The following is a 20945-nucleotide window of genomic DNA, read 5'->3' as shown; positions in this document are numbered from 1 at the left end:
TATCCCATGAAAATTAGATTTTTATTTCTAATAATTTTTAGTACACTATTAAGTACGTCTTGTGTTTCTAGCAAAAAGCTAATTTATTTCCAAGATGAAGCAATTGAAGAAGGACTAACAGTTTCTGAGCCCGAACAATTAATTTACAAACCTGATGATATTCTAGTCATTAATGTATCGGCACTGGATCCAGAGACGGTAAAACCCTTTAATCTACCAGTTGTAATTAACAATGGTGGCACTAATTTAATGAGTGCTCAAGGTAACCAGCAAGTTCAGACTTATCTTGTAGATTATAATGGCAACATTGAATTTCCAGTGTTAGGAACCATAAAGGTTGTAGGTTTAACTAGAACAGAATTAACATCACTTTTAACAGAGCGTATTCGTACAATGGTAAATAATCCTATAGTAAATGTTAGACTTGCCAACTTTACTGTTACTATTTTAGGTGAAGTATCTAGGCCAGGTACATTTACAATTCAAGATGAAAGAGTAACACTTTTAGAGGCCTTAGGCATGGCAAATGATTTGACAATCTTTGGGAAACGTGAAAACGTTAAACTAATTAGAGAAGTCGATGGAAAAAAGAAATTTGCATATATAGATTTAACATCAGTGAATACTGTTAACTCACCTGTTTATTACTTACAACAAAATGATGTCATTTATGTTGAACCCAATAAAGCAAGAGTTAGATCTTCTACTTATAATCAAAACAACGGCGTATTAATATCCGCGATAGGCACTTTAACAACTATCATAGCAGTATTCCTTGTGAAATAAGCAATAAGGTATTAGCATAATATCCATATGAAAACAAATACATCTACAATAAACCTAAAACAAACCTTGGAATTATTCCTCTCCTACTGGAAGTGGATTCTTCTATGCGTCGTAATTGCTATTATGCTTGGTTTTATACATTTACGTTATGCTGATTATGTGTATAAGGCCAATGCCACTATAAAAATCAGGGATGAGGAACAATCGCAAAAATTGCCGAGTCTAGATGATATGCAAGCTGGTGGTTTATTTTCAGGAGGTGCAGATAAGATTAAAGATGAGATTAGAGTTATTAAATCTCGTGAGATCGCTGAGAATATTATTAAAAAACTTGACCTCAATATTAGATATTATTCTGATGGTAAGATAAAAGAACAAGAATACTACAAAAACTCGCCTGTAAAAATTAATTTTTTCGAAAGTGACTCAATCATTGACAAACTTACCGAAGTCTTATTCATCAAAATTAAGTCACCAACTCAATATTATCTTTTCAAAGATAAGGAGCAGTCCATTTTTGACGAAAGAAAAGATAATGAAGGAAAATTATACGATTTCGGTGACAAAGTAGAAACTTCATATGGAGGCTTTGTAATTTTGCCAAATTCAGGAAAGAATGCTCCAACCCCTGGAACGAATATAAAAATTAGTGTCATTCGAATAACTAAATTAGTTAGTCAATACGCCAAAAATCTTACTATTTCTACTGAGAAAGGCTCTAGTGTTATAAGTTTAGACATGAAAGATACTGTAGCGAAGAGAGCGCTCGACTATCTGAACGAACTTATAATAGAATACAATAACGATGTTCTTAAAGACAAAGAAGAAATTGTTCAAGTTACGTCAGACTTTATTACTAACCGTTTACAGAAAGTTTCAAAAGAATTAGAGCAAGTAGACTATACGGCAGAAGAACTACAAAAGAGAAATAATCTTACGGCTCTAGGAGCTCAAGCTGATCTTAATCTTCAGACAAACAAACAATTAGAGTCGCAAATATCTAGTACATCGACAAATATTCAATTGATTTCTTTTTTACAGGAAGAGATTCAAGCTGAAGATAGAAACAGTGATATGTTGCCTGCTGATATTGGAATTGGAGATGCTTCAACCGCTCAAATAATTAGGAGTCATAATGAATTTGTTGCTGAACGAGATAGAATATTAAAAAACTCTAGCCCGACAAACCCCGTTGTTATTAATCTTAACAATCAAATTAATGCGCTAAAATCTAATTTAGAGCAATCGTTAAGCAACATGAAGCAAACTTCTGAATTAACTCTTAATAATTTAAACAAGGAGAATTCTAGAATTCGAGGACAGCTTTATGCCGCGCCAACAAAAGCCAGACAATTTAGAGATATTAAAAGGCAGCAAGATATTAAGGAGTCGTTATACTTATATCTCTTGGAAAAACGTGAGGAATCTGCTATTAGACTCGGTATGTATACGCCAAATGCTAAAATATTAGAGCACGCATATTCTTCTTATATGCCTATATCGCCAACACCGTCCATAGTTTATTTGGCTTCAATTATATTAGGACTAATGATTCCTATTGGAATAATTTATTTAATAGATATTTTAGATTCTAAGCTTTATAATAAGAATGATTTAGTTAGCATTTTAGAAATACCGTATTTGGGAGATATACCTAAAACATCGAAGAAACAGAAGCTCATAAAACAAGTAGATTATTCACCAAAAGCAGAAGCTTTCAGGATTGTTAGATCCAATATTGATTTCATGTTAAAGGGTGTGAATAAGAAAGCAAAACGATTATTCGTAACGTCAACTAAGGCCCAAGAAGGAAAATCACATACAAGCACGAACTTAGCCAGTTCAATATCATTTTCAGAAAAAAAGGTTCTATTGATTGAAATGGATATTAGGGTTCCTAAAATATTAAAGTATTTAAATTTGCCGGACGAACCCAAAGTAGGTCTGTCAGATTATATAGCTGATGAATCAATAAAACTAACTGACATAATTCTAAAGCATAAGGATAATGAGTATTTAGATATTATCCCTTCCGGTTCTATACCACCTAACCCTTCAGAGCTATTAATGAGTGATAGAGTTGAAGAATTATTTAAATACGTTGAAAACAAATATGATTATATCGTTGTTGACACATCTGCTGTAGGATTAGTTAGTGACACATTACTAATATCTAAGTTTGCAGACTTGTTTATTTATGTAGTCAGTGCTGATGGTGTTGACAAAAGACAACTTGTACACGTTGCTCAACCACTATTTGATAAAAAACGACTTCCTAAAATGACTATGTTGCTTAACGGAGTAAAATCTAAAACGGGTGGTTATGGCTACGGCTATGGCTATGGAAATAACCCTAATCGAAAGAAGAAGTGGTATAACTTTTCTAAATAAAATATACTTCAAAAAATAATTTATTGTTTATGAAAACCTTAATGCTTCACAGTGTTGGTTGTGAAAAAGAAAATTGGTACAGGAAATGGCTTTCTATTTCTCTTGATCATTTTGAGAATTTTTGCAAATATATAGTTAATAATAATTTTGAAACTATATTTCTTGATACTTGGATAGAAGACCCTAACGCAAAACATAAAATCGTCCTTACTTTTGATGATGGATACTTAGACAATTGGGTTTATGCATACCCTATTTTAAAAAAATATGGATTAAAAGGAACAATATTTGTGAACCCAGAGTTTATTCAAGATGGAACAGATATTAGATTTAACCTAGAAGATGTATGGAATAACAAAATAGATGAATCTCAGCTTAGTCTACTTGGATTTTTAAATTGGGCCGAACTTAATGCAATGCAAGACTCAGGCGTTATTGATATCCAGTCTCATAGTATGAGTCATGACTTTCATTTTTATTCCAATAAGATAGTTGATATTTATACAGGTCAACCAAAACACAATTGGTTACCATGGTTGTCACAGCCAAAAAGAAAACCATATTATATCAATGAAGACCAATCTAAATTTGTGAAATATGGTTTGCCAATTTTTGAGTACGACAGAGCTTTAAGAGTTCGTAAGTATATCCCAGATGAAAAACTTGTGGAATACTCTATTAATGAATATTCAAAACTAGGAGATTCATTTAATAAGAAAGAGTTTGTTAGCAAATTAAATACTAAGCTTAACGAGTTTCCTGGTAAATACGAATCTGATGAAGATATGAGAGATCGTTATACCTATGAACTATCAGAGAGTAAAAGAATCCTAGAACAAAAACTTAATAAACCTGTAGATTTTATTTGTTGGCCAGGTGGTGGATTTAATCAATCTAGTGTTGACATTGCCAAAGAAGCCGGCTATAAAGCTATGACTGCCAATGCAAAAAAACTGGTGTCACTAGATTTAGATGACCTGCAAATTATTAAAAGGAATGCAATGACTTCATTTATACAAACATCAAAACGCAATCATTACATTAAAAACCCAAATTTTTTAACTAACTTATTTAAATACCATAATGGTAGTAAGATAAGCAAGTATGCGTATCGTTCACGCAAGTTAAGCCTAATTATTCTAGACAAACTATTTTAAGAGAATTAAAGTTTACGTCTCTTTTTCTCAGACTTTAACAAAGATAGTTCCCTGTTAGTTTGCCCTGCCACAGAAGTATTCTCTTCGGCTCTCCTTATGAGATAAGGCATTACATCTTTTACAGGTCCAAAAGGAATATACTTAGCTACATTATAGCCAATAGCTGCTAAATTGTAGCTAATATGATCACTCATACCATATAATTGTCCAAACCATACATTATTATCGTCTTTGCTGATATTATACTTTTCCATGAGTTCCATGGCCAAGTAGCAGCTGTCTTCATTATGAGTACCAATAAAAACAGAGATGTCTTCTAAGTTCTCTAAAATGTATTTTAATGTATTGTTGAAGTTATCGTCAGTTGCTTTTTTGTTTTCACATATTGGAGACTCGTATCCATTATCTTCTGCCCTACTGCGCTCTTTCTCCATATAAGCGCCACGGACTATTTTCATTCCAATTTTAAATCCTTCCTTCCTAGCACGCTCGTGCAATTGCCTTAGGTAATCCAATCTATCCCATCGGTAAGTTTGAAGCGTATTATAAACGATCGTTTTTCCTTTATTATAGGCCCGCATCATGCTTTCAACCAAATCATCGGCTGCGTCTTGCATCCAACTTTCTTCACCATCGATCAACACTTCAACATCCTTAGCTTTCGCAAGCTTACAAACCGCATCAAATCTGCCTACAATCCTATTCCACTCTTCCTGTTCGTCAGCTGTAAAGTCTTTTCCTTCAGACTTCTTTTGATAAAGATAAAATCTCCCAAATCCTGTTGGCTTAAAAACTACTATTGGCATGGCATCACGATCATCGCAAAAGTGAATAATTTTCAATATTTTTTCAAGAGCGTTATCAAACTGCTCTTCAGTTTCCTTGCCCTCTACAGAGTAATCCAAAACAGAACTGACACCTTTGGTATAAAGCTTATCTATAACAGGCAAACAATCTTCTTCATTAACTCCGCCACAAAAATGATCGAATACGGTAGAGCGAATTAATCCCTCAACTGGTAAATTGGCCTTAAGTGCAAAATTAGTTGCAGCCGTACCGATACGAACTAAAGGTTGGGATGATATCATCTTAAACAAGAAATAAGCGCGTTCTAATTCAGAATCGGATTTAAGGGCAAACGCAGTAGACGTATCTTCAAAAAGTGAGCGATCAATCATTTATAAAAACTTTATTGCAAATATATTTAATCCTCAGCTTACTTTTTTCTAAAAAAAGGAAGTAATTTTGAGTGCAGAAATCTCGCTTTTAAATGCTTATGACATCTATCAAAACTAAAAACGCAATCGTACACTTTAATGATAAAGTCTACAAAGAGCTCAACTCCTATGTAAAAACCACCAATCCATCAAACATATTTATTTTGGCAGACACCAATACCCATGAGTACTGCTTGCCAAATTTTTTAGCACAGCTAGAATCGGGAGATACCATTGTCGAAGTAATGGAAATGCCAGAAGGCGAAGATCATAAAACCATCGACATATGTACTGGTGTTTGGGAGGCGTTGTCGGAATACAATGCTGACCGTAAAAGCCTACTCATAAATCTTGGTGGTGGTGTCGTTACCGATTTGGGTGGTTTTGTAGCTAGTACATATATGCGTGGCATAGATTATATAAACGTTCCAACCTCATTGTTATCCATGGTCGACGCCTCTGTAGGCGGAAAAACTGGCGTTGATCTTGGCGTATTGAAAAACCAAATTGGCGTCATTAGTGAACCTTCGATGGTGTTGATTGATACATCATATTTAGAAACCTTACCTCAAAACCATATGGTATCAGGTTATGCGGAGATGTTAAAGCATGGCTTAATACAAGACAATGACTATTGGAATACTTTGATTAATTTCGAAAACTTGGACGCTTCAAAATTGGATCAATTGATCTATGACTCTGTAGTTATAAAAAATAAGGTTGTAACCGAAGACCCAAAAGAACAGGGTTTAAGGAAAATTCTAAATTTTGGTCACACACTTGGTCACGCTATTGAAAGTTACTTTTTAGGCAATGCGGATAAAACACCGTTGCTACATGGAGAAGCTATAGCCATTGGTATGATTCTAGAAGCTTATATTTCTACAAAAGTTTCCGGATTGTCCCCAGAAGCTTTTAAGAATATAAAAGATGGTATATTAAAGACGTTTTCACTGGTTAGCATTAATGAAAACGATCAAAAGCTAATCTCCAATTTCATGAAACATGATAAAAAGAATAGCCATGGTATTATAAAATTCGTGCTTCTGAACGCTATTGGCATACCAAAGATTGATTGTGAAGTGAATGCTGAAATTATTTCTGAAGCATTCGATTATTACAATACTCTTATTTAAAGATAGCGTTCGTTTATAATATTGACATGATGGTTTTCATGGCCTGTAATGATGTAACCTATTGCTCTTACCGAAATAGGAGATCCGCTAGCTTGTCCTATTTGCATTAAACTATCATTATCAAAACTCTTGAATAAAGTAATAGTAGCATCTCTTACAGCTTTAAATTCTTCAAGCAAGCTCTCTATAGGTCGTTTAGTGCTATTTGCACTAAGAACATAGTCATCTTGATCAAAACCAGCTAACGGTGTCTCATCCTTTCGAGCAATGCGCAACGCCCGATAAGCAAATATGCGTTCTACGTCAATACAATGCAATAGAATATCTTTAATGGTCCACTTGCCTTTGGCATAAGCCCAATCTAATTTTTCCACAGGTATTTTTGAATAAAGCGAACTGATAGAAATGAGGTTTTGTTCTAAGCCCTTAATGATGCTCTTGTTTGAAGCCATATCTATATATGGTTTATAATAAGGATTATATTCGTTTGGAGATAATGTGTCCGATATCATACTTCACTAAAATAAAAAACCCTTAGTAAAATGCTAAGGGCTATTAAATATGGATATTAAATATTATAGTTCGTTAAAAATGGTGTGCATCAATCGCTTTTTGTCGTTAAGACTCTCTTCTAAGGATATCATTGTCTCTGTTCTATATACACCATCAATATCATCTAACATAAAAATAATGTCCTTAGCATGCATCGTATCTTTTGCTCTTATTTTACAGAAAATATTAAACTTACCGGTAGTTATATGAGCTACGGTGACGTATGGAATATCAGCTATACGTTCCAAAACAAATTTGGTTTGTGATGTGTTTTGAAGAAAGACACCTACATAGGCAATAAAAGAATAGCCTAACTTTTTATAATCCAAAGTCAAAGATGATCCTTTAATTATCCCCGCCTCTTCCATCTTCTTAACTCTAACATGAACAGTACCTGCAGAAATTAATAATTTCTTCGCAATATCCGTAAATGGAATACGGGTATTATCAATTAACATATCAAGGATTTGGTGATCTATTTCATCTAATTTAAACTTTGCCATAATTGAATTATCTTTAAACTATATGCAAAATTAAGACATTTACTTTAAGAAATACTCATTAAAACCTAATTATTTTGAGGTTTTAGTGCGATTTTATCATTATTTATCACTACGAAATCGATTTCGTTAGCAACTTCCAATTCGGAATTTTCGATTGATCTTACTATTTTTTGATCAGCATCAATTTCCTTATGACCAAAATGCATGTCTAAGTTAGATATAATTTCTATCACAGGAATAAAATCAATATATCCATTAACTAATCGTTCTTCATACAAAATCCCAATATCTGAAATTTCATTGCTTTGATCATTCAGTTTCGCTTGTCTAATAATAACATCGTAAAAAAGCTTGCCATTTTCAGGAATATTGAAATAATCCTCATAATCTATATAACCTTTACTTTTCGCAATCACTTCCAGACCCTTTAAAATCGCTATAAACATAAGGCGTCTCACCTCTTCCCTATTATAATCACCTGAAAAATGTCCAGCCTCATATAATAAAGTTGGCACACCAAAACGCTGAAAAGTATCACCAACGCAATTAAGATTAAAGCCATCATCATAGCGCGCAATCCCATTTGGGATTTCGGCCTGCATATACTCATTAATCTCAGATATTATTGACATGGCCACTTTTCGGTTAGGTGTAAGTAACCGATCCTTATCCTGGGCGGGAGATAGAAAGGATAGTGTTGCAGATACACTACTGGATCCGACATTATAAATAGTGCGCTGACCATGTAAATTAAAACAATAGTCAGGTTGAAAATTATTGAAAATATCTCGTAATACCTTGCTTTCTGGTTGGGAGAGATCCTGCGCATCCCTATTAATGTCAACATTATTAGCATTTAAACGTGTATAACGCTCTGCGCCATCTGGATTTAAAATTGGGATTACAACTAAAGTACAAGCCTCTAAAATAGAATTCGGAATGGTATTGTTGGTCAAAAAAAGGCTGAAGCAATCAAACAACGCCTTTGTTGTTGTAGATTCATTACCGTGCATTTGAGACCACAATAATATTTTCTTTGGTCCACCTCCAACCCTTAAGGCATAAATTGGTCTTCTTTCTACAGAAAACCCAATGGTAGAAACCATTTCCTCCGGGAAATTAAGGAAACATTTTTCGATATCAGAATTGGTAATATATCTACCTGATAACTGTGGTGTTTTTACCAAGGAATATAAACTATTTAGATGCTTTAAAGTCATTTGATTTTCTTAGCAGTTACAAATGTAATCATTTGATAATTTACAATTGTAACCAACAAAATCTGCAATAAATGTTTCAATAGTATACAATCTTGTACCGAAATGCATTTAAACAAATATTCATATTGTAGATTTTCCAATTAACTCTTTTATTAAAATTTAATTAACTGTTTATCAGTATATAAAAAATTTAAATTAAAGCGTTAATATAAGTTATTATTAAGATTTATGATATAAATTAACACAATACCAATACTAATGTTTACATTTGTATCGTTATATAGACCGTACCCAAGTTTACAATGATAAACTCCAGCGATTTCTCTCATAGACTACAGAAAGTCATAGAATTTTATGACGAAACGGCATCCAGTTTTGCTGAAAAAATTGGCGTACAGCGTTCAAGCATTTCTCACATTCTTTCCGGAAGAAATAAGCCAAGCCTAGACTTTGTGATGAAAGTGCTCCACGCCTATCCAGAAGTAGAATTATATTGGCTACTTAACGGGAAAGGACAATTCCCGAAAACAAATCAGATTTCTGAAGTACCAGAATCTAATTTCTCTATAGAAAAAGAAATATCCAACGATAATAACATGTCAAGTACAGATATTGAAAAAATAGTCATCTTCTACAATAACGGAACTTTTAAGAGTTATAAGCCATAATTATCATTTTGCTATTCATTATCTTTGCTCAAAGCACTATAATGAAACGTATTGTCATATTGTTATTTTTACCTGTTTTAGTAGGCTGCTATGATGTAGAACGTAATTGTGAGGATTTTAAAACTGGTGAATTTGAATTTAAATACATAGTCGATGGCGTTGAAAAAACAGGAAGATTTTTTCGCACCGACAAACTGAACATAGATTATTATGATGGTAAAATAGATACATCATCAGTACGTTGGATAAATGACTGCGAATTCATACTAAAAAAATTGAATCCGCAATCTAACTCGGAAAAAGATGCTGTCCACATGAAAATACTCTCAACCAAAAAGGATTCCTATACTTTTGAATACAAGCTTGCAGTTAAAAAGCCTAACCGACCAGAACGCGTAGAAAAAGGTGTTGCCTATAAAATTGATTGAATCACATGCTAGACTTTTTATTGACTTCTGACGCTATAATGGCATTAATCACTTTAACTTTTTTGGAAATCATTCTTGGGATTGACAATATTGTGTTTATTTCAATTGCCGCAAATAAGCTTCCAGAGCATCAACGTGCCAAGGCAACTAACATTGGCCTTGTTCTTGCAATGGTGCAACGCGTCGTTTTATTGTTTTTTGTGTCATTCCTAATTGGATTAAGCGAGCCTTTCTTTACCTACGACACAAATTGGCTGCATATTGCTTTAAGCTGGCAAGCTATCATTCTTTTTGCTGGAGGTTTATTTTTAATTTACAAAAGCACCAAGGAGATAAGAGAAAAAGTAGAGGCACCTCTACACGACGAAAATCAGGTAAAGTCAAAAGTTATTAAATCACTCTCACAAGCAATAACACAAATCTTAATTATTGATTTTATATTCTCTATAGACTCCATACTTACAGCAGTTGGCATGACCAACGGATTACATCCAAACGCTAATTACACTCTTGTTTTAATGGTTATTGCAGTAGTTATATCCATTGCTGTAATGATAGGTTTTGCCAATCCAATACGCAAATTCATTGATCGTAATCCTAGTATGCAAATCCTAGGTCTAGCATTTTTAATCTTAATAGGCTTCATGCTTATAACAGAAGCGGCCCATTTATCGCACACAGAGTTCTTTGGCAAGTCCGTTGGAGCTATCCCAAAGGGATATCTCTATTTTGCTATCGCATTCTCTCTATTCGTAGAATTCTTGAATTTTAAAGCGGTTAAGAAGAAAGTTTAAAACAAGGTCACCTGTCCTTGACCATCAATATCTAAGTCATCATCTTCATCCTGTTGCGATACATTTTCTGATTGCTCAGTTTTAACTGAATTATTATCAGTATCTATGTCAACAGAAACGGTCTCCTCACCGACAACTTCAAGCTCATCAGCATGCACCTCTTCCGGAGCATCATAAGGTAAAGCAGGTAATAGGCTTACTTGGTTGATTTTATCCTTAGTAAGCTGATTTCCAAGTGCATTAATTCCCTTTATTGCAATGAACTCTTCAAGGTTTACTTCCATACTTGGTTTTCTATCTTTACCGCGCTCTTTAGTAAATTCAACTTCAGCCATTGGTCTCCAATCCGTGGAAACGATCTCTAATTGTGAATTCTGATGGTCAGAAATAAAGGACTCTTCCTTACCTTCTTGCTCAATTAAAAAACGCTTTACATAATAACGTTCCTTTTCGCCATCATAGTAAATTGCAGATATTGGTTTTTTTGGAATCCACTTTTCCAATACAATCATATCACTATCAAAATGCGTAGTCAGTTCGGGTATAATGGTCTTAACGATACCAGATTGCGTAATAACCAGTAAACGATCTTCACCTCTAAACTCACCAACGAGTTCGCCTCTTTCGTCTACATTCAGGCGCTGGACAGCATCATCAAACCATATTTTACGAGGTTTAAGCGTAGAAACACCTTTCTCTTTAAGTTCTACACGCTTAATTGAGTATTTGGTAACTAAATTACCTTTTGAAGTCCTGCCTTTTATGAGCACATCCGCAAAATTCAAATCCCACTTCAGTTTTTTAATGCTACCTACTTGGCGCAATAAAATGGTCACCACTTCCGCTTCACCGTTTGGATTTGCCGAGAAGTACCAAACCGCAGTGCCCTTATTCCCATTCGCTAAATCGTATTCCCTATCTCTAGTGATACTTGTAACAGCAAAACGTTTTACATATGATGGACCACTTTTACCGTCGCGATATATCATATTATATATAGTCCGTTTGTCCTTTTTCTTAAATACAGCAACATGAATGATATTCTTTCCAACAAACGTTTTGGAATCTACTTTCGTTACCATCATCTTACCTTCCTTGGTAAACACAATGATATCATCTATATCGCTACAGTCACAGACATACTCGTCTCTTCGCAATGATGTGCCAACAAAGCCTTCTTCCCTATTAACATAGAGTTTTGTATTCCGTATAACCACCTTTGTGGCATCTACGTCTTCAAAAACTCTTAATTCAGTTTTACGTTCTTTACCGTCGCCATAGCCTTTCTTGAGTCTTTCGAAATAAGCAATGGCATAATCAATAAGATTTGCCAAATGATGCTTTACTTCAGCTATTTGATCCTCTAAAGCATCTATCTTTTGCTGTGCTTTGTCAATATCAAACTTAGAAATACGCTTAATCCTTATTTCAGTCAATCGGACAATATCGTCTTCCGTTACTTTTCGCTTCAAATGCTTAATATGCGGTTGCAAGCCTTTATCTATGGCCTTAATTACACCTTCCCAAGTTTCTTCTTCTTCTATATCGCGATAAATTCGTTTTTCAATAAAAATACGCTCGAGAGACGCGAAGTGCCATTGTTCTTCGAACTCACCAAGTTTAATCTCCAATTCTTGCTTTAAGAGCTGGACCGTATTATCCGTAGAGCGACGCAACATTTCAGAAACACCAACAAAAAATGGCTTGTTATCTTCTATCACGCAGCCTAAAGGTGAAATTGATGTTTCACAATTGGTGAAAGCATAAAGCGCATCAATGGTCTTATCTGGAGATAATCCGGATGGCAAATGAATTAAAATTTCAACTTCTGCCGCTGTATTATCCTCAATCTTCTTAATCTTGATTTTACCCTTGTCATTAGCTTTTAAGATGGAATCAATTAACGAAGAAGTCGTTGTCCCAAAAGGAATTTCGGTAATGACTAAACTATTTTTATCGCGTTGAGAGATTTTAGCGCGTACTCTTACCTTGCCACCGCGAAGTCCATCGTTATAATTCGTGATATCTGCGATACCAGCAGTAGGAAAATCAGGAAACAATGTAAATCGCTTACCTTTCAAATGCTTTACGGAAGCATCAATAAGTTCGATAAAATTATGTGGGAGGATTTTTGTTGAAAGTCCAACTGCAATACCCTCACCTCCTTGTGCTAAAAGCAAAGGGAACATTACTGGCAAATTGATAGGCTCCTTGCGTCTACCATCATACGACGCTTGCCATTCCGTTATTTTTGGATTGTAAACCACATCCAAAGCAAATTTTGATAATCTTGCTTCTATATAACGTGAGGCAGCTGCCCTATCTCCTGTTAAAATATTCCCCCAGTTTCCTTGGGTATCAATAAGTAAATCTTTCTGTCCAATCTGCACCATGGCATCTGCGATACTCGCATCACCATGAGGATGGTATTGCATGGTGTGCCCAACGATATTTGCCACTTTATTATAGCGACCATCATCCAGATCTTTCATGGAATGCATGATACGACGCTGTACAGGCTTAAAACCATCTTCAATAGCTGGCACGGCGCGCTCAAGGATTACATAAGATGCGTAATCTAAAAACCAATCTTTATACATTCCGGTAACCTTAGTAATGGTTTCTTGGTTACCACTGTCTTCATTTAACAACTCTTCATGTTCTTCTGTCATCTATCCTTGTATTCTCTTTCTGTTTAGTGTAAATATTTTATGCATTGAAATAACAATCATTTTCGATTACGAATAATTATAAATCTATGTTTTATCAATAAAATTCAGTGAACTTAACATTATCAAATTAATAATTAATGGCAATCAACCACAATCGCCCTCACATTTCTATTGTTGGTTCTCTCATTTGGTGTCCTCAACAATATCAAGTTCTACCTTAAGGTTTTCAATAATGAATTCTTGTCGAGTTGGTGTATTCTTGCCCATATAGAAGGATAACAATTCTTCGATAGACATATCCTTGTCTAACATCACAGGATCTAAACGAATATCTTCACCTATAAAATGTTTGAATTCATCTGGAGAAATTTCACCCAAACCTTTAAATCGCGTGATCTCAGGCTTTGGCTTTAGTTTTTCAATAGCATTTCTACGTTCTTCTTCAGAATAACAGTAAATCGTTTCCTTTTTATTTCTCACCCTGAACAATGGTGTTTGTAGAATATACAAATGACCTTCCTTAATTAGCTCTGGAAAAAATTGCAAGAAAAACGTAATTAACAACAAGCGGATATGCATACCATCTACATCGGCATCCGTAGCGATTACAATATTATTATAACGCAAGTCCTCAATGGACTCTTCAATGTTTAGGGCTGCCTGCAACAGATTGAATTCTTCATTTTCATAAACAATCTTTTTACTTAGTCCGTAAGAGTTCAAAGGCTTACCTTTAAGACTAAAAACGGCTTGAGTATTGACATCCCTTGACTTAGTAATACTACCAGAGGCAGAATCACCCTCTGTAATAAACAAAGTGGTTTCTAAACTGCGCTCATTTTTAGTATCGCCGAAATGCACACGACAATCACGTAATTTTTTATTGTGGAGACTCGCTTTTTTAGCTCTATCCTTGGCTAATTTTCTAATGCCAGATAATTCTTTTCGTTCGCGTTCCGCTTGAAGAATCTTACGCTGAATCTTCTCTGCCGTATCTGGATTCTTATGCAAGTAATTGTCTAAATTCCGCTTTACAAAATCATTGATATAGGTTCTTACGGTTGGTAAATCCCCTCCCATATCTGTAGAACCCAGCTTAGTTTTAGTCTGACTTTCAAAAACCGGTTCCATGACTTTTATAGCAATAGCAGAAACCACAGATTTTCTAACATCCGACGCATCATAATTTTTACCGAAAAATTCCCTTATGGTTTTCACTAGAGATTCCCTAAAAGCCGCTAGATGCGTTCCACCCTGGGTTGTATTTTGCCCGTTTACAAACGAATGATACTCCTCGCTATATTGGGTTTTACTATGGGTTAATGCGATTTCTATATCTTCACCTCTAAGATGAATGATAGGATACAGTAAATCGGATTCGTTTATATTTTCAGATAAAAGATCTTTTAGACCGTTTTCACTAAAGTACTTTTCGCCATTAAAAACTATGGTCAATCCAGGATTGAGATATACATAGTTTTTCAGCATTTTCACTACATACTCATTACGGTATTTGTAGTTCTTAAATATGCTACTATCTGGAATAAAACTAACCTTGGTGCCTTTTCTGCGTGATGTTTCTTCTAGAAACTCTTGGTCCGTTAATTCACCCAGCTCAAATTCAGCAGCAGCGGACTTACCATCTCTTGAAGACTCCACTCTAAAATATGAAGACAACGCATTTACCGCCTTGGTACCAACACCATTAAGTCCGACAGATTTTTTAAAGGCTTTAGAATCGTACTTACCGCCAGTATTCATCTTTGAGACCACGTCTACGACTTTACCCAATGGAATGCCACGACCATAATCCCTAACAATAACGCGTTCGCCTTGTATGGAAATTTCTATGGTCTTGCCAGCGCCCATAACAAACTCATCAATGGAGTTATCCAGAACTTCCTTAAGCAGAATATAGATACCATCATCTGGAGAGGAACCATCGCCTAACTTTCCGATATACATACCAGGTCGCATTCTGATATGTTCTTTCCAATCGAGTGAGCGAATGTTGTCTTCAGTATATTTAGTCTGTTCTGCCATAGAAATAAGGACGCGAGTTTTGATAGCACGCTAATATAAGACTATAGCTTAAAAAATGAAATACGGTTTTGGGAAAGTAATTAACAATAAAACACCAATGTTGTTGAGAACATGGTGGCATCAACGAATATTAAATAATTCTTCAGCTTTTTGTTTTAAAAGCGCATTTCTTGTGATTAATAATTTAGTCATATGACGCTTTAATAAGAATTTATCGGTAATCTTACCTAGAATACCATAAGACGACTCAAAATAAAGTTTGTCTATCATTCTAGTGCAACCGTCACAAGTTTCAAAGATATGCTCATGCCTATAAGACTTAAATTCGCCCCTTACCATTTCATCTACAAATAAAAATGGTCGATCATATGCTGTGACTTTTAAAGTTAAATGCTGAATTAAATTAAGATGATTAGTTTCCCACGTCACGTAATCACCTTTTTCAACTAGGCCAGATATTTTTCCGCTGATTGGGATTTCAGTAGGCTCTTTTAAGGAATTTTTATAGAAACCAACATCCCTGGCTAGATCAAAACAGATCTTTATATCTGCATCAATTTGGGTTTCGACAAGTATTTGGGGCATAAATAGTCGTTTTAATTTAAGACCCAAAAAGGTTTAAAATGTCACTTTTCATTGTGGATAGTAATAACTTTTGATTTTCAAAATTCCGTACATTATTGAACTATAGCGTTCTATCTTTAAAGGCTTCTTCTGCTTTGATTTTGAGAAACTTATTCCTAGTTATCAATAAATTGGTCATATATCGTTTTAAAAATAAGGTATTTACTAGCTTTCCTAAAACACCAAATGGTGCTTCAAAATGAAACTTATCGATCATTAGTGTATTTCCATCTATGCCTTGAAAAATATGCTCATGTTTAAAGCTTTTAAACGCTCCAGATACCATTTCGTCCACGAAATAGTTTGGACTTTCAAATTCCGTAATTTTAGATGTCAGTTTTTGCTTAATTCCAAAGTGCCTGGCTTCCCATGTCACCCATTCTCCTAACTCAATTAAACCTGTAGTTTTTCCTGCAATGGCTTTTTCGTTGGAGTGCTCTAAAGATTCTTGGTGAAAATCAATATTACGAGATAGATCAAAACAGGTCTTTAGGTCTGCCTTAATAAGTGTATTGATTTCTATTGTTGGCATTTATACTTATTATGAGATTGCCACGTCCTGCCTCCTCGCAATAACTGGACTTATGATATTTCTGAAAACCCTAGCTTCCGACGATTTGGGAATATCTAGTTCAAAGTAAACACGAATAAACAGATAAACCCTTAAACGACTAAACGTCTTTTACACGTTAAACAAGAAATGCATCACATCGCCATCTTTAACAATATAATTCTTCCCTTCAACACGCATTTTACCAGCTTCCTTAACTTTAGCTTCACTACCATATGACACATAATCATCGTAAGCGATAACCTCTGCTCTAATGAAGCCTTTTTCAAAATCGGTATGAATGACGCCTGCGGCTTGAGGTGCCGTTGAGCCTACAGTAACTGTCCAAGCTCTAACTTCCTTAACACCAGCTGTAAAATAGGTTTGCTGATTCAATAACTTATATGCGGAACGAATTAGTTTTGCCGAACCGGGTTCATCAAGTCCAATGTCTTCCAAGAACATTTGGCGTTCTTCGTAATCTTCCAATTCATTGATATCGGCCTCTGTACCGACAGCCAAGACCAAAACTTCTGCATTTTCATTCTTTACTGTTTCTCGTACTTTCTCTACATAAGCATTACCAGTAGTTGCAGCACCTTCGTCTACATTACAAACATACATCACAGGCTTGTCTGTTATAAACTGTAATGGTTTTACGTATTCTGCATAATCTTCATCAGAAAATTCCAAAGCTCTTATAGAAGTTCCAGCTTCTAAACCTTCTTTTATTTTTAGCAACACTGCTTCTTCAGCTTGGGCTTCTTTATTTCCAGTTTTTGCAGCACGTTTGACTTTGTCCAGCTTCTTCTCTGCCGTTTCCAAATCCTTAAGCTGTAATTCCATATCAATGGTTTCCTTATCTCTAATAGGATCTATGGAGCCGTCGACATGCACAATATTATCATTATCAAAACAACGTAAGACGTGAAGAATGGCATCGGTTTCCCTAATATTGGCCAAAAACTGATTTCCCAAGCCTTCACCTTTACTAGCACCTTTTACCAAACCAGCAATATCCACGATTTCTACCGTAGCAGGAACCACTTTCTCTGGATTTACCAACTCCTCTAATTTTGCCAATCTTGGATCGGGTACATTTACCACACCAATATTAGGTTCTATAGTACAAAACGGAAAGTTGGCACTTTGCGCTTTGGCATTGGACAAACAGTTAAATAAAGTTGATTTTCCTACGTTTGGTAATCCTACAATTCCAGCTTTCATCAAAAAACAAGTTTTTTAATTCCCCTCAAAAGAAGGAAACTATTAAAATTTTAGTTACAAATTTGCGAGTGCAAATGTAAGTATTTAGAGGAATACTTTATTGTATTTTAGATAAAATGCCTGTAAAAATAATCAAAGTCTCATACTGAAATGTCCCACAAGAACCTCACCTGTTTTCAATTTAATCTTATACCAATAATCTGCACTTGGTAAAAGTCTATTATAATAACCATTCCAGCCAACTGAACTAGGTGGAAGTGATTTAAGCAAAGTTCCGTATCGGTTAAAAATTTGAATGCTTTTTATAACGTCATTTGGATCTAGAACTCTCCAATAATCATTAATGTTATCGCCATTCGGAGTGAAAAATTTAGGTATATACAGCTCGTCCAATTCCTGAACAAATACTTCAACATTTTTCTCTAAACACCCGTTCATATCAATAACATAAACTAAATGATAACCAGGCGAAACGTTAGAGAAAAAAGGCTCTTCTTGATAATTATTGTCATCTAATCTAAATAGAAAATTCCCAATACCAATTTCTAGACTAATTTGTATTTGATTATTAACTACTGAAACATTATCTAGAGTAAAATCATAGTCAAAATCCGTAGGACAACACATAGGTTCACAGTCTTCCTCTGACGTAGCAAAATTAACATTATCCTCTACATTAGTCCAGTTAGTTTCGCTGTATATAACGTTATCAACAAATACACAAGTCAGAAGAGGGCAATCAGTTAAATCAAAGAATTCTGATATTAGAGTGTTATTTCCATTTCTAATATCTACAGAGCAAAGAAAAGGATTACCATGTCCATCAACTCTTTCCAATGCAATATTGAAGCTTAGATCTATTTGTTCTATTCGAGTGTTTTCAAAAGCAATAAAAAGTAATTCTATATTCTGTGATACATCAATTTGAAAAATAGGATTGTCGGAAATAATTAGGTATAGTAATATCTCATTTTGACTAAGGTCTAAACTTGATATATTATTGTTTGGTATGAGAAGATCTTCTAATAATCTATTTTGAGACACATCTAATTGGGTTAAACTAGACTCAGCAGCTACTAGCCCTCTAAGTACGTTACCATTTGTAACATCCAATATTGAAAGGGGATTATCAGTTAAATTAAGTTCTTCCAAGGAGTTGCTAGCTGGAATGACAAACTCAGTGATATTATTTGTGAATGCTGAAAGCCCAATTAGATTTATGTTGTTTTCAATGTTTAGTGCGTCTAACTGATTAAAGCTTAATACAACATATTTGAGCGCTATATTATTTGAGAGATCAATTTGGCTTAACTGGTTTCGATCTAAATTTACAGTTTCCAATACTAAACTATTAGAAATATTGACGTTAGTCAATTGATTTCTAGATAATGTCAAAAGTCTTAAGTTAACGTTACCAGATAAATCAACAGAGGTTAAATTATTATCTTGAACATTCAGGAGGTTTAAACTGACAAAATCTTCAATACCTGTTAAATCACTTATTCCGAGATTTGCAAGATATAATTCATCTATCCCACTAATGTTTGCGGTTGGCACATTATCGTTTAGTGGCCCAGAATCATAGCCTAAATCTATAAGTGCTTGCTCAAAATTATCATCTGGCACGAATGTATTTTGACCGTAAACAGAGAATAAAACTAGGGATGCGATAATACAGAATAAAGACTTCAAAAGTTTTTTTTGGTAAACTTAAAAAATTAATTCATGTGACAAAAAAATAGTGGCTTGCCCTTAAACAAACCACTATTACTAACTAACATTTAATCAACTCTAAAAACTAATAATTCTTTTTCATAGCAATTTTGAAGTTTTTAGCAGAACCAGCACTATAAAACCCTATCATATGTGTTGCTTCTATCTATTAAACAACTTGGACTTTAAATCTCCTGAAGAAAAATGAGATTATTTTTAAAAAAGAAAAAAAGTTATGATTCGATGTTGCGCCTATCGCAGGGCTATGAGTCCGTTATAATGACTTATATCAGACGATAAGCGAAGTTAGTTTTTAAAAGTCAAGAAGTCAATACGTAACCTTACGTATATTTTAATAAAAGATGGGTTATTTTTGCTGCTCAATCCAAACGCATCCAATTGAAACTCAAAAAAGCAGAACTCAAAACCTTTTTAGACGAGAAAGTCCAGCTCTATAATCATCCAAAGTTTATTGAAAGCGACCCAATCCAAATACCACATCAATTCTCCAAAAAAGAGGATATTGAGATTGCTGGTTTTTTAACCGCTACTATTGCTTGGGGTAATCGTAAGAGCATTATAAACAATGCCAAAAGGATGATGAAACTCTTGGACCACTCCCCTTTTGAGTTTGTAATGCAGCATCAAGACTCAGATTTAGAGGCCTTACAGCCTTTTGTGCACCGCACCTTTAATGGTGATGATTTTATGCAGTTCATTAAAAGCTTAAAGCATATTTACGCTGAGCATGATGGACTCGAAGCGGTTTTTGCCAAATACGCCCAAAAAACCTCTCTACAACAAAGCATTCATGCCTTTAAGACCCTCTTTTTTGAGCAACCGCATTTAGAGCGTACTAAGAAACATGTGAGTGATCCATTAAAGAACTCAGCTGCCAAGCGCATTAACATGTATTTACGTTGGATGGTCCGCAACGATAATGCTGGTGTGGATTTTGGTATTTGGAAATCGCTATCACCATCGCAACTTTCTTGTCCTTTGGATGTACATTCTGGAAACGTGGCCAGAAAACTTGGGCTTTTGAAGCGCAAACAAAACGATGCTAAAGCTTTAGCGGAATTGGACAAAAATCTGCGACAACTGGATCCCAATGATCCAGTAAAATATGATTTTGCCCTATTTGGTTTGGGTGTTTTTGAGGGGTTTTAAGTTGTTCTTTGATTTGCTATCTTTAAAACATGATAATCGAATGTCAGTTTGGGTGGATTATAGAATTTGGAAATTCTAAAATTTGTATCGAGAA

The 20945-nt window shown here is 34.7% G+C and carries 18 protein-coding genes; 8 read left to right on the top strand and 10 right to left on the bottom strand.

Annotated features, from left to right (window positions below; all coding sequences use genetic code 11):
• Positions 1-6 precede the first annotated feature (6 nt).
• The 3 genes from H7F21_RS07735 to H7F21_RS07725 are packed head-to-tail and all read left to right on the top strand — an operon-like array spanning position 7 to position 4334.
• Positions 7-786: a polysaccharide biosynthesis/export family protein gene (locus H7F21_RS07735; RefSeq protein WP_185788699.1), complete on the top strand. Its 780-nt coding sequence runs from the start codon at positions 7-9 to the stop codon at positions 784-786.
• 27 nt (positions 787-813) lie between these two features.
• Positions 814-3177 (top strand): GumC family protein, encoded by a 2364-nt coding sequence (locus H7F21_RS07730; RefSeq protein WP_221892456.1) that lies wholly within the window; start codon positions 814-816, stop codon positions 3175-3177.
• 29 nt (positions 3178-3206) lie between these two features.
• Positions 3207-4334 (top strand): polysaccharide deacetylase family protein, encoded by a 1128-nt coding sequence (locus H7F21_RS07725; protein WP_185788698.1) that lies wholly within the window; start codon positions 3207-3209, stop codon positions 4332-4334.
• Between the two features lie 5 nt (positions 4335-4339).
• On the opposite strand, the gene H7F21_RS07720 is transcribed toward H7F21_RS07725, so the two are convergent.
• A complete protein-coding gene (locus H7F21_RS07720; RefSeq protein WP_185788697.1) occupies positions 4340-5512 on the bottom strand; it encodes a proline dehydrogenase family protein in 1173 nt (390 codons plus the stop codon).
• Between the two features lie 98 nt (positions 5513-5610).
• Here H7F21_RS07720 and aroB point away from each other — a divergent pair, with 98 nt between their 5' ends.
• Positions 5611-6687 (top strand): 3-dehydroquinate synthase, encoded by a 1077-nt coding sequence (gene aroB / locus H7F21_RS07715; RefSeq protein ID WP_185788696.1) that lies wholly within the window; start codon positions 5611-5613, stop codon positions 6685-6687.
• Here the strand turns inward: aroB and H7F21_RS07710 are convergent.
• The 3 genes from H7F21_RS07710 to H7F21_RS07700 form a co-directional block, all read right to left on the bottom strand.
• Positions 6684-7199 carry a DinB family protein gene (locus H7F21_RS07710; protein ID WP_185788695.1) on the bottom strand — a complete coding sequence of 172 codons (516 nt, stop codon included), beginning with the start codon at positions 7197-7199 and terminating at the stop codon, positions 6684-6686. The two genes, aroB and H7F21_RS07710, sit on opposite strands and share 4 nt — an antisense overlap.
• A 63-nt stretch (positions 7200-7262) precedes the next feature.
• On the bottom strand, positions 7263-7742 hold the full coding sequence (locus tag H7F21_RS07705) for an Lrp/AsnC family transcriptional regulator (RefSeq protein WP_185788694.1): 480 nt from the start codon (positions 7740-7742) through the stop codon (positions 7263-7265).
• Positions 7743-7807: 65 nt separating this feature from the next.
• Positions 7808-8962 (bottom strand): M14 family zinc carboxypeptidase, encoded by a 1155-nt coding sequence (locus H7F21_RS07700; protein ID WP_185788693.1) that lies wholly within the window; start codon positions 8960-8962, stop codon positions 7808-7810.
• Between the two features lie 302 nt (positions 8963-9264).
• On the opposite strand from H7F21_RS07700, the gene H7F21_RS07695 reads away from it, so the two are divergent.
• Genes H7F21_RS07695 through H7F21_RS07685 form a run of 3 tightly spaced genes read left to right on the top strand, consistent with a single transcriptional unit; the run spans position 9265 to position 10852 of the window.
• Positions 9265-9630 (top strand): helix-turn-helix domain-containing protein, encoded by a 366-nt coding sequence (locus tag H7F21_RS07695; RefSeq protein WP_185788692.1) that lies wholly within the window; start codon positions 9265-9267, stop codon positions 9628-9630.
• Between the two features lie 41 nt (positions 9631-9671).
• Complete coding sequence (locus tag H7F21_RS07690; protein WP_185788691.1) at positions 9672-10058, top strand: hypothetical protein; 387 nt, start codon at positions 9672-9674, stop codon at positions 10056-10058.
• A gap of 5 nt (positions 10059-10063) precedes the next feature.
• Positions 10064-10852, top strand: a complete 789-nt coding sequence (locus H7F21_RS07685; protein WP_185788690.1) for a TerC family protein — start codon at positions 10064-10066, stop codon at positions 10850-10852.
• On the opposite strand, the gene H7F21_RS07680 is transcribed toward H7F21_RS07685, so the two are convergent.
• The 6 genes from H7F21_RS07680 to H7F21_RS07655 form a co-directional block, all read right to left on the bottom strand.
• Positions 10849-13524 carry a DNA gyrase/topoisomerase IV subunit A gene (locus H7F21_RS07680; RefSeq protein ID WP_185788689.1) on the bottom strand — a complete coding sequence of 892 codons (2676 nt, stop codon included), beginning with the start codon at positions 13522-13524 and terminating at the stop codon, positions 10849-10851. The genes H7F21_RS07685 and H7F21_RS07680 overlap by 4 nt on opposite strands.
• A 183-nt stretch (positions 13525-13707) precedes the next feature.
• The gene (locus H7F21_RS07675) at positions 13708-15567 is read right to left on the bottom strand and encodes a DNA topoisomerase IV subunit B (RefSeq protein ID WP_185788688.1); all 1860 of its coding nucleotides are present in this window, start codon (positions 15565-15567) and stop codon (positions 13708-13710) included.
• 120 nt (positions 15568-15687) lie between these two features.
• A complete protein-coding gene (locus H7F21_RS07670) occupies positions 15688-16152 on the bottom strand; it encodes an SRPBCC family protein (RefSeq protein WP_185788687.1) in 465 nt (154 codons plus the stop codon).
• Between the two features lie 100 nt (positions 16153-16252).
• Positions 16253-16723: an SRPBCC family protein gene (locus tag H7F21_RS07665; RefSeq protein ID WP_185788686.1), complete on the bottom strand. Its 471-nt coding sequence runs from the start codon at positions 16721-16723 to the stop codon at positions 16253-16255.
• Positions 16724-16873: 150 nt separating this feature from the next.
• Positions 16874-17968, bottom strand: coding sequence for a redox-regulated ATPase YchF (gene ychF, locus H7F21_RS07660; RefSeq protein WP_185788685.1), 1095 nt, complete (start codon positions 17966-17968; stop codon positions 16874-16876).
• A 132-nt stretch (positions 17969-18100) separates the two neighbouring features.
• The gene (locus H7F21_RS07655) at positions 18101-19660 is read right to left on the bottom strand and encodes a T9SS type B sorting domain-containing protein (protein ID WP_185788684.1); all 1560 of its coding nucleotides are present in this window, start codon (positions 19658-19660) and stop codon (positions 18101-18103) included.
• A 414-nt stretch (positions 19661-20074) separates the two neighbouring features.
• Here H7F21_RS07655 and H7F21_RS07650 point away from each other — a divergent pair, with 414 nt between their 5' ends.
• On the top strand, positions 20075-20851 hold the full coding sequence (locus H7F21_RS07650; RefSeq protein ID WP_185789208.1) for a TIGR02757 family protein: 777 nt from the start codon (positions 20075-20077) through the stop codon (positions 20849-20851).
• Positions 20852-20945: the final 94 nt, after the last annotated feature.

The organism is Winogradskyella flava (assembly GCF_014243395.1).
Taxonomy (GTDB): Bacteria; Bacteroidota; Bacteroidia; order Flavobacteriales; family Flavobacteriaceae; genus Winogradskyella; species Winogradskyella flava.
Note: the sequence above shows the minus strand (reverse complement) of the source record. Positions and strands in the feature narration are given on the sequence as shown.

Excerpts from the sequence above, each read along its gene's own strand:
- H7F21_RS07735 (WP_185788699.1), top strand. The coding sequence starts at position 7 with ATGAAAATTAGATTTTTATTTCTAATAATTTTTAGTACACTATTAAGT.
- H7F21_RS07730 (WP_221892456.1), top strand. The coding sequence starts at position 814 with ATGAAAACAAATACATCTACAATAAACCTAAAACAAACCTTGGAATTA.
- H7F21_RS07725 (WP_185788698.1), top strand. The coding sequence starts at position 3,207 with ATGAAAACCTTAATGCTTCACAGTGTTGGTTGTGAAAAAGAAAATTGG.
- H7F21_RS07720 (WP_185788697.1), bottom strand. The coding sequence starts at position 5,512 with ATGATTGATCGCTCACTTTTTGAAGATACGTCTACTGCGTTTGCCCTT.
- aroB (WP_185788696.1), top strand. The coding sequence starts at position 5,611 with ATGACATCTATCAAAACTAAAAACGCAATCGTACACTTTAATGATAAA.
- H7F21_RS07710 (WP_185788695.1), bottom strand. The coding sequence starts at position 7,199 with ATGATATCGGACACATTATCTCCAAACGAATATAATCCTTATTATAAA.
- H7F21_RS07705 (WP_185788694.1), bottom strand. The coding sequence starts at position 7,742 with ATGGCAAAGTTTAAATTAGATGAAATAGATCACCAAATCCTTGATATG.
- H7F21_RS07700 (WP_185788693.1), bottom strand. The coding sequence starts at position 8,962 with ATGACTTTAAAGCATCTAAATAGTTTATATTCCTTGGTAAAAACACCA.
- H7F21_RS07695 (WP_185788692.1), top strand. The coding sequence starts at position 9,265 with ATGATAAACTCCAGCGATTTCTCTCATAGACTACAGAAAGTCATAGAA.
- H7F21_RS07690 (WP_185788691.1), top strand. The coding sequence starts at position 9,672 with ATGAAACGTATTGTCATATTGTTATTTTTACCTGTTTTAGTAGGCTGC.
- H7F21_RS07685 (WP_185788690.1), top strand. The coding sequence starts at position 10,064 with ATGCTAGACTTTTTATTGACTTCTGACGCTATAATGGCATTAATCACT.
- H7F21_RS07680 (WP_185788689.1), bottom strand. The coding sequence starts at position 13,524 with ATGACAGAAGAACATGAAGAGTTGTTAAATGAAGACAGTGGTAACCAA.
- H7F21_RS07675 (WP_185788688.1), bottom strand. The coding sequence starts at position 15,567 with ATGGCAGAACAGACTAAATATACTGAAGACAACATTCGCTCACTCGAT.
- H7F21_RS07670 (WP_185788687.1), bottom strand. The coding sequence starts at position 16,152 with ATGCCCCAAATACTTGTCGAAACCCAAATTGATGCAGATATAAAGATC.
- H7F21_RS07665 (WP_185788686.1), bottom strand. The coding sequence starts at position 16,723 with ATGCCAACAATAGAAATCAATACACTTATTAAGGCAGACCTAAAGACC.
- ychF (WP_185788685.1), bottom strand. The coding sequence starts at position 17,968 with ATGAAAGCTGGAATTGTAGGATTACCAAACGTAGGAAAATCAACTTTA.